Here is a 14,266-nt window from a genome sequence, read left to right on the forward strand (position 1 = left end):
ATGGTATGATGAAATTCTATGTTCCGTTAATAACTAAAAGTCACCATAAGGTATTCCAATATCCTTTTAAAATTCTTAGTGTTATACATTTAATTATTTTTAATATATTTTATTAAATTACTATGCAAAATTTAGATATTTTATCTATGAAAATAGTTTTTAGAGATAATGATTTGTCTGAGCTTTTATATTTTTATTCTATTATGAGAATAAAATATTGGTCGTCTGCCAAGACTTTACAGTAAACTCAATTTGAGTTTACTAAATAAGTTATTATCGTACATGCTATAAAAATAATATTTGGGCTCTGGTTTTATTAAAATCAAATCGCCCTATAAAGAAATATAAATTTATTCTTAAGAAAATATTTTTTTAAGCCTTGATTGTGTAGAATAGTTGCAACTTTACCAAAATGGCATAAAAATATCATATCAAAAAGATACAAAGCTAAATTTATAGAATAAAATAGCCTTAAATTTTTTGAAAGGATTTTAGATGAAAACTACTTCTTTGGCACTTGCTGGATTGCTTTTGGCAACAACACTTTCAGCAAAAGAATTTATCAGTATCGGCACTGGCGGCATGACAGGCACGTACTATCCGATAGGTGGAGCGATCTGCCGCTTGGCAAACAAAAACACCGATGTAAAATGCTCAGTCCAATCAACTGGCGGCTCTGTTTATAACGTAAATAACGTCCTTAAAAAAGAGCTTACTTTTGGCTTTGTTCAAAGCGACGTCGTCTATGATAAGTATAACGGCACTGGCAAATTTGACGGAGCAAAAGATGAAAATTTACGCTCAGTAGTTGCGATCTATCCAGAGCTTCTTGCATTTGTCGTGGCAAAAGATAGCGGCCTAACAAGTGATATCCAGTCTTTTGCAGGTAAAAAATACAACGTAGGCAACCCAGGTAGCGGCAACGAAGTGAGCACGCTTGAAGTCTTTAAAGCAAAAGGCTTTGATGTTTCAAAGCTAGGATATCGCGGCGTTTTAACAGTTGGCGAATGCCCACACGCACTAAAAGATAAAAAGATAGATGGATATAGCTTTGTCGTTGGTCACCCAACTGCAAACATTACTGATGCAGCGACATCTTTGCCTATTGATATCCTAAACATCGAAGGCAGCGAGATCGATAACCTTCTTAAAGAAAAACCATACTTTGCAAAAGGTGTGATCCCAAAAGGCTCATATGATGGCGTCGATCACGATGTAAATACTATCGGCGTAAAGGCTGTTTTGGTAACTAATAAAGATACAAAAGATGAGGTTGTAAAAGCTGTGATAAAAGCTATTTTAGACAACTTTGATGAGTATAAAACTCTTCACCCAGCGCTAAAATCAGTTAATAAAGAAGATCTCGTCCAAGGTCTTTCAGCTCCACTTCACCCAGCTGCAGAGGCTGCATTTAAAGAGGCTGGTATCTTAAAATGATCCATTTCCAGGGGCTTTTGCCTCTGGATAAAATTTAAATATGCAAATTTCTTCTAAATTTATATATTTAAATTTTAAAGGAGAAAGATGAACGAAGTTAATGACAACGAAGAACAATTTGTCGAAGTAAAGACAAGAGAGATAAATAGCAATTTTTACAACTATTTCATCGCATTTGCGTGTTTCTCTTGGTCGGTTTTTCAGCTTTATATAGCGTATTTCCCACTAAATACTAACATTTCACGCTCAGTGCACCTAGCTTTTGCGGTTGGGCTTGTATTTTTGCTCTATCCAGTCACTTTTCATAAAAAGGCTCACTCAAGTTTGCCGTTTTACGACCTAGTTTTTTGCGTTGTAGGCGTTGTTGCCGTGCTTTATCCAGCGGTTTATTTTTACGAGCTAGCTGATAGGACAGGGGACTACATCACTCAAGATATCGTCATATCGTTTTTGGCGATCATCGTCTTACTTGAGGCTGGCAGACGTGTCATGGGACCAGCACTTCCTATCATTTGTATATTATTTTTGATATATGATCACTTTGGTCCTTATATGCCAGACATCATCGCTCATCAAGGCGCTAGCTTTGAAAAGATCGCAGGACACATGTTTTTGACGACTGAGGGCGTCTTTGGCGTGCCTATCGGCGTTAGTGTTAGCTTTATCTACCTTTTTGTTCTTTTTGGCTCATTGCTTGAGCGAGCAGGCGCTGGACAATACTTCATAAATTTAGCCTTTTCTCTTCTTGGCAAATATAGAGGCGGCCCAGCTAAGGCTTCAGTCATCGCAAGTGGCCTAACTGGCATGGTTTCAGGCAGCTCAACAGCAAATGTCGTAACCGTTGGTACATTTACCATACCACTTATGAAAAAAGCTGGCCTTTCACGCACAAAAGCTGGAGCTATCGAGGTTGCAGCTGGCGTAAATGGACAGCTCATGCCACCTATCATGGGTGCGGCTGCTTTTATCATCGCTGAGTTTTTAGGCATGACATATACAAATGTTATGATGGCGGCGGTCATCCCAGCATTTGCTTGTTATTTGTCGCTATTTTTCATCGTGCATTTAGAGAGCGTCAAACTTGGACTAAAGGGCATAAATCAGAGCGAATTTCACTCAAGATTTAAAATTTTCGTTAGCGGTCTTCACTATATAACGCCGATTCTAATCTTGCTTTACACGCTTTTAATAGCAAAAGAGTCAGCCATAGCCGCAGCGTTTAATGCGATAGGATTTTTATTTTTGATAATGATCTTTCAAGAGCCAACCAAAAAGCTAGCTTCAGGCGAAAAGGTAGGGCTAAACGATGTGCTTCTTGGCTTTGAGGATATATTTTGGGCGATGGTTGCAGCTGCAAAGAGCATGACTACAATAGCCATCGCAACTGCGCTTGCAGGCATCATCGTGGGCTCTATCTCGCTAACTGGCCTTGGTCAAGTACTTTCTGATCTGGTCGAACTTCTAGCAGGCGATAACATCATGATGATCCTACTTTTAACGGCTCTTATGTCGCTCATCCTTGGTATGGGACTTCCAACAACGGCAAACTACATCGTCGTCTCAAGCCTTGTTGCACCTGTCATTTTATTTTTAGCGCACAAAAATGGCTTCTTGATCCCAGCCATCGCCGTGCATCTTTTTGTATTTTACTTTGGAATTTTAGCCGATGACACACCACCAGTTGGCATCGCAGCCTACGCAGCAGCGGGCATTGCCAAGGCAAATCCAATAACCGTTGGCGTTCAAGGATTTTTTTACGATCTAAGAACAGCGATCTTGCCATTTGCCTTTTTCTTTAACAACAAACTTATGCTTATTGAGAGCATAAATACGAGCGATCCGCTTGATTCAAAAGGGATAGTCTGGATGAGCAATCCACTTGAAATTTTGCTCGTCTTTGGCATGGCGATCGTGGGAATGTTTGCCTTTTCTAGCTTGCTACAAGGCTACTACGTCACAAAGCTTAGAATTTGGGAGAGGTTGCTACTTATACCAGTCGTACCCCTAGCTCTTGTGCCAAATATCTGCGTGAAATTTGGTCTGATGCCAAACGAATACACAGCCTACATCGTGGCAGCTGCTCTTTATGGCTTTGTCTTTATGACTCAGTGGGGCATAAAAGATAAACCGCTCGATCAAATAAGAGCGATTTAACACTAGGCAAGAGCCCTCTTGCCTAAACTTTTAAATTTATTTATAAATTTCCATTGATTTTGTAAAAAGTGAGAATTTAGGCTTTAAAAGCCTAAAGATCAAAGTTGTTTTGAGCGTTTCAGATCGCCTGCAAACTCGCAAGACATCTTATCATTTAGCTTGCAACCTTTTTCTAAAAATGTGTAAGCCTCTTTAAATTTCTTAGCTTCTATTAGTATCGAGCCTATCATGCCGCAAGAGTAGCCGTCGTTTTGCTCGCAAGCTTTGTTAAAAAGCTCTCTTGCCTTTTGTGGATCACTGTTTAGATAAATTCCACCAGCTGCTGAGCAACCCTCTTTTTCGCCACCTTGACAAGCTTTGTTGTAAAACTCTAACGCTTTGTTACTATCAGGCGCGCCAGTTTTGCCTAGCTGATAGATCGCACCTGCTTTTGTGCATGATCTTGCGTCATTTGCCGCGCAACCTGCTTCAAATTTAGACAGAGCTTCAGTGAAATTTGAGTCAGCATAAGCTTTCAAGCCATCTTCAAAGTCGCCTGCTAGAGCGCAAGCTGCTAGAAGCGAGATAAAAATCATTTTTTTCATAAAATTTTCCTTTTGTAAAGTAATATGCAATTTTAACATATTAAATTTACACTTACTTGATGAAAAATAATTATGATTTTAAAATTTGCTCTTGTTCTTTGTAATCAGGCATAATGGCTTCTATAAATTTATAAAAGCTGCTTTGATGATGCGGATAGAGCAGGTGAGTAAGCTCGTGAAGCACGACGTAGCGCACGGCAGAGAGCGGTTTTTCGATGAGTCTTAGACTTAAGTTTATATAGCCTTTTTTGTGGTTGCAGCTGCCCCATCGAGTTTTGCTATCTCTTATGACGATGCGACTAACTGGCTTATTGATATGAGGCTGATAGTAGCTTACAAGCTCTAAAAATAGCTCTTTTGCTCTTACTTTTTTAAAGCACTCAAGCGCCTTTAAATTTGGTGTTATGATAAATTTATTTTCAAAAAATGGCCCTTTTGCGCTCTCATCAAATTTGATCTTATAAATTTGTCCAAGAAATTTCATCTCATCGTCTTTTGGTAAATTTAAAAGAGCTTTTTTATATGAGTTTTCAAGCCAAATTCTGTGCGTTTCAAGAAAGCCAAGAGCCATCTTTTGTGTGCTGTAAAATGGCATAGAAAGCGTGATCTTAGCGTCCTTGCCAACTCTTAGGCGCATAGCTCTTACATTCGTTTTAAAATTTACTAAAACGCTTAAACCATAAAAGTCTAAATTTAAGCTCTTTTGCCTCAAACTAAGCGTTTTGACTGCCATTTTTTGCTTCTCCAGCGCCAGGTATTTGCAAGGCCTCTTAGCCACTCATCAGCGCAAAATCCTATCCAAACGCCGATGATCCCCCAGCCAAGGTGTATGCCTAAGAAATATCCAAGCGGCAGCGAGAGCCCCCACATAAATATAAGGCCGGTTATGAGTGGAAATTTAGCGTCGCCACTTGCACGAAGGGCATTTACGATGACGATGTTAAAGGTTCTGCCAGCCTCTAGCACGATCGAGAGCGTAAAGAGTGGTAGCATTATCTTGCGCAAGTTCTCATCCAAATTTAGTGCGTCCATGATCTTATACTTTAAGGCGTAGGCGATCAAAACGACGATGAGCGTGATAGAAATTCCAAGCCACAAGGCTTTAAAGGTTCTGGTATAAGCCTCGTTAAACTCGCTTGCCCCAACCAAATGCCCAACGATGACCTCGTTGGCTACGCTGATACTTGCTCCACAAAGCAAGATGAGAAGCGTGATCTGAAAGTAGATCGTCTGCACGCTAAGAGTTGCCTCGCCCATGCTCGCGATAAAGCCAAATGCGACCATGTATTGCGCCATCCAGAGTAAATTTTCGCCAGCACTTGGCAAGCCAACTGAGAGTATTTTCTTTAAAATTCCAAACGGCACGACAAGTAGCTTGCTAAGATAAATTTTAACTTTTGCCACGCGTATAAGCATGTAAAGTAGGACAAAAACGCCAATAAGCCTACCTACAAATGTCGAGATAGCAACACCTTGCAAGCCTAAATTTGGCAGATCAAACCAGCCAAAAAGGGCGATGGCATTGCCAAAGATGGTGATGATGTTCATCAAAACTGAAGTTAGCATCACGGCAGTTGCTAGATTATAGACGCGAAGCACCGCAGCTAGCACCATGCCGATGCCATCAAAGAGCAATGCAAAGCCAAGTATGTGAAGGTATGAGAAACTATCGTTTATGAGATCGTTTGGAACGTTTAGTAAATTTAAGATGTTGTAGCCAAAGACGTAGATGATGATGGCTGAAAAGATGCCAAAGATAGTATTTGACGTGATACTTGCGTGTATGACGTTTGAGGCTAGCTCGTTTTGCTTTGCTCCAAGGGCTTGTGCGACGACGACTGAGCAGCCCATGCTTAAAAAGTTAAAAATGGTCATAAAAAGATCCATCACTTGATTGCCAGCACCCATGGCGCCAACTAGATGCACGCTCACTTTTGTCACCATGTAGGTGTTTATGATGAGTGTTATAAAGTGTAAAAACATATCTAAAAATATAGGGACGACCAGTTTTTTCATAGAAAGATTCATAAATTTCTCCATTTTTAAATTTTGGGGCGATTATAGCCAAATTAGGTTTTAGCTCCCTTTTGATATAATCCAAAAAATTTAAAATTTGAGAGAAAAATGGCATTAATCGACCTAATAGACGTAAGTAAAAAATTTGGCGCAAATGAAATTTTAAACAGCGTAAGTCTTAGCGTAAATGAAAATGAAAAGATAGCGATCATCGGTAAAAATGGTAGCGGCAAGAGCACGCTTATGAAGATCATCTCTGGTGAGGTGGCAGCAGATAGCGGCAGACGGATAGTGCAAAACCTAATAAGCGTTGAGATGCTAGCGCAAAATCCAAATTTTAACGCCACATTTAGCGTAAGAGATGCGCTAAATAACGAGCTAAAGGAGATATTTGACGCGATAAGCGAGTATGAAAAAAGTGGTGTTTTACTAGCAAATGAGCCTGAAAACAAAGAAATTTTAAAAGAGCAAGAGAGGCTTATTAAATTTATAGAGGCAAAGGACGGCTGGAATATCGAGCACAAGATCGAGCGAATTTTGCAAGAATTTAAGCTAAAAGAGTATGAAAACAGACCCATTTGCTCGCTTAGCGGCGGTGAGATCAGGCGTGTGGCACTGGGCGCTCTCATACTTAAAAAGCCAGATGTGCTGCTACTTGACGAGCCGACAAACCACCTTGATGTCTATATGGTCAAATTTCTTGAAGATATGCTTAAAAGCTCAAATCAAAGCATAGTTTTTATAAGCCACGATAGGTATTTTATCGATGCGCTCGCTACTAGGTGCGTTGAGGTCGAGGATGCAAGCTTAAAAAATTTCGAGGGCGGATATGCAAACTATCTAGCCAAAAAAGAGGAAATTTTAGCAAGCCTTGCAAAGTCGCATGAGACGCTGCTAAAACAGCTAAAGGCCGAAGAAGAGTGGCTAAGGCGCGGCGTAAAAGCTAGGCTAAAGCGAAACGAGGGCAGAAAAGAGCGGGTGCTCGCCATGCGCGAGGAGGCCAAGAAAAACCCAGGTGTGATAAGGCGGGTGAGGCTAGAGCTTGAGCGTGCTAGTAAAAATTTCAACCAAGTTCAGAGCCAAAACCGCAAAAAAATGCTCTTTGAGTTTAAAAATTTAAGCAAAAGTATAGACGGCAAGGTGCTTTTTGAGAAATTTGACGCAAGAATCTTGCAGGGCGAGAGGATCGCCATAGTCGGACGAAATGGCAGCGGAAAGAGCACGCTACTTAAAATTTTGCTAGGGCTTGAAAAACAAAGCAGCGGCGAGATAAAAAGGGGCGAGGTGAGTATCGGCTACTTTGACCAAGCTAGAAATGTCCTTGATGATGATAAGAGCCTTATAGAGACATTTTGCCCAAACGGCGGCGACCACGTGCTAGTTCGTGGGAGAAATATGCATGTTTATGGCTATCTTAAAAATTTCCTCTTTCCAAAGGAATTTCTGGATAAAAAGATAGGCGTTTTAAGTGGCGGCGAGAAAAACCGTGTCGCACTTGCGATGCTTTTTACCAAAACTTACGATGTGCTGGTGCTTGATGAGCCGACAAACGACCTTGATATCGCAACTATCAACATATTAGAAGACTACTTGCAAAGCTTTGAGGGGGCTATCTTGCTAGTTAGCCACGATAGATATTTTGTCGATAAGATGGCAAATAAGCTTTGGGCGTTTGAGGGCACAAATATAAATGTCTTGCACGAAGAGTATAGCGTCTATTTGGAGCTTGAAGATGAGATGAAAGAGCTTGATAAATTTGAAAAAGAGCTCTCAAATAGCCAAAATGAAGCCAAGCAAAAGAGCAAATCTGGTGCAAAACTAAGCTACAAACAAACGCAAATTTTAAACACATATCCAGATAAAATTTCAGCCCTTGAAGCAAGTGTAGCCGAGCTAAATGAGGGGCTTAGCGATCCTAAAATTTATCAAGAAGTGGGACTTACTAAGCTTTATGAAGAGCTTGAAAAGGCAAAAGCTGAGCTTGAAAGCCTAGAAAATGAGTATTTTGAAGTGCTTGAGATCGCCGAGGAGCTCGAGTAGCTTGAAAAAGATCGGTAGGATAAGCGCGCTAAATAGAAGAGTTGTTAGGCAAAATTTAGCCACAAGTATGAGCCTTTTGATAGGTAAAGAGAGATTTAGCGGGGTATTTTCACCAGAGATAGAAAAATATGAAGTAGGCGATCTAGTCGAGATAAAATATAACAAGGTTGGTTTTTTAAATAAAATGGAAACCATTTGGCTCATCGCAAAAAACAGCGAAGAATCAGGGCTTTCTGCAAGGATCGAAAATTTATTTTATTTGCTTGTTGCCTTGTATCTTTGTTTTATTGCTTTGGGAGTTATCTATTATGGGATCACGTTGGAATTTAGCATTTATAGGCTTTTTGTTATATTAGCAGCCGCTTGTTTTCTATTTTGGATGGGTAAATCCGCATATTTTAGGTTTTTAATTTTTAGATATTTTATATTTGGATAGGTACTTTAAAATTTAAATTTATGAAAGGTTTTTGTGACATGATGAGGTCGCTAAATTTGTTTGAAACGAGGCTAAAATGCTAAAAAAACATCCGCTAATCTCTGTAGTGATCGCTATTGTTGTGATATTTTTTGCTACCTACTTTTTTATCTTTGGGTTAGTTTCTGTTTTAGATGACGACATTGGCGATAGTAAAGAGCTAAATAATAGCTATTTTTACGTCAAAGACGACAAGGTCTATGCCATGGTGCCAAGTGGCGGTAAATTTGAGCTAATAGGCGTGAGGGCCAGTAAATTTAGATACATTGACACCGGCAAATACGACAACAGAAACGTTGGCGCTAGCGATAAGGCGGTGTATTGCGGTAACCTTGTGATGAGTGGGCTTGATCCAAATGGTGTTAGAGCGCTTGGCAATGGCTACTTTGGTGACGGCAAGATCACATATTTTTGTGATAGCGAAAGCGAGACAAACCTTGAAATATCCGCACTTAAAGAGTTTTGGGATATCTTCTCACATAAAATGTTTAAAACCCCAAAAGCACAAACTCACATCTATAAATTTAGGCAGGTTGATAACGCAAATTTAGCAGCGATCTTGGGCTTTGGCTACGCAAGCGACGGCGTGAAGGTCTATCATGAGGGCAAAGAGCTAGAGGGCGCAAATGCCAGCAAAATGCGTTATATCGAGCAGGCATCTGGCAGAAAGAGCATGCATTTTACGACTGATGGGGAAAATGTCTATTATGACAGCTCAAAGCTAGGGATCAAATTTAGCCCACAAATGCGTGATATAGGAGAGATATGGCGCATTCACTATCTTTATGAGCCAAATTCTGGCATGGTCTATGCAAATGATCATGAATTTGACCCCAAATTTGCCCCATACGAGCCACTTTTTAACCTAGAAGACAGGCACACCTATCATGCGCTCTTTCGCGGCAAAGGCGGGATCTATCACTGGGAGCGAAAGTGGCAGTGGTATAACAGCATAGATGAGGGCGAGTTTGTAAGAGATGGCGATGATCCATTTAAAGGCGAGATAACGCCGCTATATGGCGACGTGGTGATAAGTGATGGCAAGACATATTTTTTAAAAACCTATGAAATTTGGCACAACACAAAAATTAGCCACGGACTAAGCTCACGCCACACATGTATCGTAAGGCTTGATACAAAAGAGCAGTGGCGAAAGATCGGTCTTGTAAGAAACGATGGCTACGGAGCGGTCTATGCAAACGGCGATAAGACATATTATTTTGATAATGTCGGCTACGGCTGGCGTTTTAACAGCAGCGTTTATGATATAAATGATCTTGGCGTAGTTGAAATTCTCACTCGTCCTTATGACTCAAATGTTGAGAATTTAAAACTTGATGAGATAGTAAAAATGGTAGATCAAGGCGCTATGGTGCCAGCTGAGGGCGAGGTGGTGATCGATGCGATAAGCGACTTTGATGATTACTCGCAAAAATATGCCTACTGGATATTTTTAGCCATTGCATTTGTGGCCTCGGTAGTTGGCGCTATTTTTAAAAACAAAAAGCAAAACAGCGAGCTTAAAAAAAGGGTGGATGATTATAGATAATGAGAAAAATTGCGACTAAGATACTTTATCTTTTTGTCATTTTGACGCTATTTTTTGTTTTGGCGATGCTTTATCTCTGGCATGAAGGCGAGTATCAAAGAAGCTTTGCAAACATTGATAATAGCGAGTTTTACCGCTCACCAGAGGGTAAAATTTACGTTCAAATTTCAGGCAGTGGCAAGTATGAGCTAAAAGGCGTCGATGAGGCTAGTTTTAGGGTCTTAAAGCTAAAACACGCGTATGATTACTCAAATGTGGCGGCTGATAAAAATCATGTCTATTGCGCTAGAGAAATTTTGCCAGGTCTTGATCCAAACAGCACAAAAGTGCTTGGCAATGGCTATCTAAGTGATGGCAAGATAAGCTATTATTGCGCCACTAGAAGCGAGAAAGAGGCGGGATTTAGCGAATTTGGCGCCATTATGAAAAACCTTGTTCACGTCTTTATAAAAAGCTACGATGATAGCCCTTATTTTTACAGGACAAAAAGGGTTGAAAGCACAAATTTAGAGCCTATATTTGACGCTGGCTTTGCAAGAGACGGCGGCACGCTTTACTACAAGGGCGAAAAGCTTGACGCAGATCCTAACGAGCTAAGATACATCACGACAGAAAACGGCGCTGCTAGCGGATATTACACAGACGGCAAAAGCTTGTTTTTAGGCTTTTATAGGCTTGATGCAAGATATTCAGATGGGACGCGCCAGATATGCTATGACCCAAAGCACGATATAGAATATCTTTTTGAGCCAAAAAGTGGGGCGGCGTTTGCAAATGAGCTCAAATTTAGCGCTCAAAATATGCCTTATAGCGCCATTTATAGCGTGGATAACGTGCATTCGTTTTGGCCTCTTTTTGCAAGCAAAGATGGAATTTACTTTTGGGATGGCAGTAAAAACGAGCAAGCTAAAATTTCAGACTACCAGTTAAAAGGCGAGCTAAAAAGGCTCTATGCTGATGTTTTTGTAGATGAGAGCTCAGCGTATTTCTTACAGCAAGGTGAAGAGTGGCGGCGCTCAAAGCACGGCAGGCACTTAGTGGCACAAACAGTCTCTTTATATAAATTTGCTCCAAGCTCATCTTGGCGCGAAGTAGGGCAGGTAAAAGATGGCGAGTATGGCGCAGTCTATGCAAATGGCGATAAGGTCTATTTTTTTAGCAAGATAAAGCCATTTTATGGCATAAAGCATAGCGTTTATGAGGTGGCTGATCTTAGCGTAATTGAAATTTTAACAAGAGCGTCTAAAGAGCTTAGCGCAAAAGATATCAGCGAGATGATAAAGCGCGGCGAGCTAGTGGAGGCAAGCGGCGAAGAGGTCGCAAGGTCGAGGATAGAGTATGACTCGCCAAAGATCATTTTGTATATCACATTTGGCATCGCTTTTGTCGTCATAGTGCTAACAACTCTTGCAAAACCAAAGAGAGATAAAAGCGACTTGAGATAAATTTCAAAGTGGCTATTTTTGGCGGCTGAAGCTTAAAATTTCATAAAAATTTAAAGAGAAAATTTGACCTATTTACTCTTTTTTGTTATTTTAAAGCGAGACTGAAATTTATAAAAAGGAGAAAAATGTTTAAATTTCAAAGGTCAAAATTTAACAACTCAGTATTTATCCCATCGCTTATTGTCATATTTTTAATAGCGGCATTTGCAGCGATATTTCCAAATTTCTCAAATGAGTTTTTTAAGGGTATGCAAAACTATATCGCGGCCAAATTTGGCTGGTTTTATATCCTAGTCGTTGCCGTCATACTGCTAAGTGTCATCATCCTTGGTTTTAGTAAGCTTGGTGAGATCAAACTAGGAGCCGATCACGTAAAGCCAGAGCACAAAAATATCTCGTGGTTTTCTATGCTGTTTGCCGCTGGTATGGGTATCGGGCTCGTGTTTTTTGGTGTGGCCGAGCCGCTCATGCACTATCTAAACCCACCAGTTGGCGACGCGCAAACTATCGCAGCGCAAAAGCTTGCGTTGAATATCACATTTTTTCACTGGGGCATGAGCGCATGGTCAGTTTATGCTATCGTAGCGCTAATTCTAGCCTTTTTCTCGTATAGACACGGCTTGCCACTAACGCTTAGATCGGCGTTTTATCCGATCATCGGAGATAAAATTTACGGCAAGATAGGTAGTGCCATCGATACATTTGCCGTCGTAGCGACCCTTTTTGGCGTGGCGACATCGCTGGGATATGGCGTACTTCAGGTAAATGCTGGCTTTACGCACGTTTTTGGCCTGCCGACTATGCATATCACGCTTCTAATAGTGCTTTGTTTTGCAGCTACTATCTCAGCGGCAAGCGGCGTGGATAAGGGCATCAAGATCTTATCAAACGCAAATATCGCGCTAGCTATATGTTTTATGTTTTTGATACTATTTTTGGGCGATACGACGCAGCTTCTAAAGTCGTTTGTGCAAAACAGCGGCGACTACATCTCTACGCTCATCTCAAACACTTTTAACCTCTACGCCTATGAGAGGCAAAACGAGAGCTGGCTTGGCGGTTGGACGCTGCTATACTGGGCTTGGTGGCTATCTTGGTCGCCGTTTGTGGGGCTATTTATCGCTAAAATTTCAAAAGGCAGGACGATAAGAGAATTTGTGATAGGCGTGCTTCTCGTGCCAACTGGCTTTACCTTTGCTTGGATGAGCTTTTTTGGTAACTCAGCGATTGCGCTTGTTCAAAGTGGCTTTAGCGAGCTAGCGACGACTGTAAATTCCGACTCAGCCTCAGCACTTTTTATGTTTTTAGAAAAATTTAGCTTCTCAGGCGTGCTAAGCGTGATCGCAGTCTTTATGATCGTAATATTTTTCGTAACTTCTGCCGACTCAGCAGCGATCGTTATGAACATGCTTTGCTCAAACGGCAAGGATGATACACCAGTTTGGCAAAAGGTCTTTTGGGGCGTTACGGTGGGCGTCGTGGCGGCATTTTTGATGCTAGCAGGCGGTCTTGCTTCACTTCAAGCGCTTACGATCACCACAGCACTGCCATTTGCGATTGTGCTGCTTGGAGCCATTTACGGGCTATTTAAGGCGCTGCGTGTGGATATAACCAAAAAAGAGACAAATAACTTTAGCAACATGCCTCTTAGTGATCTTTCAAAGCCATGGCAAGAGCGCCTAAGTGCGATCATTACGCTTCCAGGCAAGAAAGATGGCAAGAAATTTTTAAACGAAGTCGTGATGAAAGCCTTTAACGAGCTAAAAGAGGAATTTGCCAAAAACGGCCTTGAAGCAAAGGTCACAAATGGCGAAAATTTTGTAAATTTAAACGTTGGGCTTGGCGATGAGATGGACTTTAGATATGGCGTCTATCTCACCAAAAGCCAGAGCCCAGACTACACCAGAGAGCTTGACGGCGATGATCTTTACTATAGAGCTGAGGTCTATCTAAAAGAGGGCGGTCAGGACTACGACGTGCTTGGCTGGAGCGAAGCCACGCTGATAAACGATGTCATCGAGCAATACCGCAAACACATGCAGTTTTTACACGTCGTTAGAGAGTAAATTTGAGTGAAATTTGCCTAGAACTTTAAAATTCTGGGCAAATTTGCAAATTTAATCAAGCTATTTTGCAAATTTTAAAATTCGCTCAAATTTAATAAAACCGCATGCAGTGCGCTAGCACTAAGGCATGCACCTTGAACGTGTCAGGGTAGAGGGATTATTAAGGGAGAAGGGAGTGACTTCGTAATTCAAGCTCCCTTCTCCCTTAATGAAAGAATAGGAGCTATATGTTTGTTGGCTTTGCAAATTTTAAAATTCCATTCACTCGCAAGAATTGACTACTAAAATTTGGCTTCGCTTACAGTTTAGCTCAAATTTTAGAGCCGAAATTACTCGCTCATGAAATTTTAAAATTTGCCGTAGTTTTTTAACTGCATGCAGTGTGAAGCGCTGGAGCATGCACCTCTAACGTGCGAGGGGTTTGGGGGATTCAAAAAGGGGGATAAGGGGACGGCTTTGCTTCGCGAGCTCGCAACTGCAAGCAGACCGTAATTCAAGTC

10 protein-coding genes are annotated in these 14,266 nt (G+C 41.0%); 7 read left to right on the forward strand and 3 right to left on the reverse strand.

What is annotated here, in order from left to right; all coding sequences use genetic code 11:
* Nucleotides 1-495 precede the first annotated feature (495 nt).
* Nucleotides 496-1,437, forward strand: coding sequence for a TAXI family TRAP transporter solute-binding subunit (locus CYP77_RS02615; RefSeq protein WP_103567155.1), 942 nt, complete (start codon nt 496-498; stop codon nt 1,435-1,437).
* An 87-nt stretch (nt 1,438-1,524) separates the two neighbouring features.
* Entirely contained in the window at nt 1,525-3,591 is a 2,067-nt protein-coding gene (locus tag CYP77_RS02620; RefSeq protein WP_103567154.1) for a TRAP transporter permease, read from the forward strand.
* A gap of 98 nt (nt 3,592-3,689) precedes the next feature.
* Here CYP77_RS02620 and CYP77_RS02625 read toward each other — a convergent pair whose 3' ends face one another.
* The 3 genes from CYP77_RS02625 to CYP77_RS02635 all read right to left on the reverse strand — a co-directional run bounded on the left by CYP77_RS02625 (nt 3,690) and on the right by CYP77_RS02635 (nt 6,203).
* Complete coding sequence (locus CYP77_RS02625; protein ID WP_103567153.1) at nt 3,690-4,175, reverse strand: tetratricopeptide repeat protein; 486 nt, start codon at nt 4,173-4,175, stop codon at nt 3,690-3,692.
* A 70-nt stretch (nt 4,176-4,245) separates the two neighbouring features.
* The gene (locus tag CYP77_RS02630; RefSeq protein WP_258032385.1) at nt 4,246-4,908 is read right to left on the reverse strand and encodes a M48 family metallopeptidase; all 663 of its coding nucleotides are present in this window, start codon (nt 4,906-4,908) and stop codon (nt 4,246-4,248) included.
* Nucleotides 4,884-6,203, reverse strand: a complete 1,320-nt coding sequence (locus CYP77_RS02635; RefSeq protein WP_103567152.1) for an MATE family efflux transporter — start codon at nt 6,201-6,203, stop codon at nt 4,884-4,886. The genes CYP77_RS02630 and CYP77_RS02635 overlap by 25 nt, the downstream gene beginning before the upstream one ends.
* 96 nt (nt 6,204-6,299) lie before the next feature.
* On the opposite strand from CYP77_RS02635, the gene abc-f reads away from it, so the two are divergent.
* From abc-f to CYP77_RS02660, 5 genes are all read left to right on the forward strand, one after another.
* The gene (abc-f, locus tag CYP77_RS02640; protein WP_103567151.1) at nt 6,300-8,231 is read left to right on the forward strand and encodes a ribosomal protection-like ABC-F family protein; all 1,932 of its coding nucleotides are present in this window, start codon (nt 6,300-6,302) and stop codon (nt 8,229-8,231) included.
* A gap of 1 nt (nt 8,232) precedes the next feature.
* A complete protein-coding gene (locus tag CYP77_RS02645; protein ID WP_103567150.1) occupies nt 8,233-8,667 on the forward strand; it encodes a hypothetical protein in 435 nt (144 codons plus the stop codon).
* 76 nt (nt 8,668-8,743) lie between these two features.
* Entirely contained in the window at nt 8,744-10,255 is a 1,512-nt protein-coding gene (locus tag CYP77_RS02650; protein WP_103567149.1) for a DKNYY domain-containing protein, read from the forward strand.
* Complete coding sequence (locus tag CYP77_RS02655) at nt 10,255-11,700, forward strand: DKNYY domain-containing protein (RefSeq protein WP_103567148.1); 1,446 nt, start codon at nt 10,255-10,257, stop codon at nt 11,698-11,700. Before CYP77_RS02650 ends, CYP77_RS02655 begins: the two co-directional genes overlap by 1 nt.
* A 125-nt stretch (nt 11,701-11,825) precedes the next feature.
* The gene (locus tag CYP77_RS02660) at nt 11,826-13,766 is read left to right on the forward strand and encodes a BCCT family transporter (protein WP_103567147.1); all 1,941 of its coding nucleotides are present in this window, start codon (nt 11,826-11,828) and stop codon (nt 13,764-13,766) included.
* Nucleotides 13,767-14,266 lie beyond the last annotated feature (500 nt).

The sequence above is a fragment of the Campylobacter concisus genome (genome assembly GCF_002913865.1).
GTDB lineage: Bacteria > Campylobacterota > Campylobacteria > Campylobacterales > Campylobacteraceae > Campylobacter_A > Campylobacter_A concisus_AM.

What these genes read in the sequence shown, in the direction of transcription:
- CYP77_RS02660 (WP_103567147.1), top strand. Translation starts at nt 11,826, where the DNA reads ATGTTTAAATTTCAAAGGTCAAAATTTAACAACTCAGTATTTATCCCA.
- CYP77_RS02650 (WP_103567149.1), top strand. Translation starts at nt 8,744, where the DNA reads ATGCTAAAAAAACATCCGCTAATCTCTGTAGTGATCGCTATTGTTGTG.
- CYP77_RS02630 (WP_258032385.1), bottom strand. Translation starts at nt 4,908, where the DNA reads ATGGCAGTCAAAACGCTTAGTTTGAGGCAAAAGAGCTTAAATTTAGAC.
- CYP77_RS02615 (WP_103567155.1), top strand. Translation starts at nt 496, where the DNA reads ATGAAAACTACTTCTTTGGCACTTGCTGGATTGCTTTTGGCAACAACA.
- CYP77_RS02625 (WP_103567153.1), bottom strand. Translation starts at nt 4,175, where the DNA reads ATGAAAAAAATGATTTTTATCTCGCTTCTAGCAGCTTGCGCTCTAGCA.
- CYP77_RS02655 (WP_103567148.1), top strand. Translation starts at nt 10,255, where the DNA reads ATGAGAAAAATTGCGACTAAGATACTTTATCTTTTTGTCATTTTGACG.
- CYP77_RS02620 (WP_103567154.1), top strand. Translation starts at nt 1,525, where the DNA reads ATGAACGAAGTTAATGACAACGAAGAACAATTTGTCGAAGTAAAGACA.
- CYP77_RS02635 (WP_103567152.1), bottom strand. Translation starts at nt 6,203, where the DNA reads ATGAATCTTTCTATGAAAAAACTGGTCGTCCCTATATTTTTAGATATG.
- abc-f (WP_103567151.1), top strand. Translation starts at nt 6,300, where the DNA reads ATGGCATTAATCGACCTAATAGACGTAAGTAAAAAATTTGGCGCAAAT.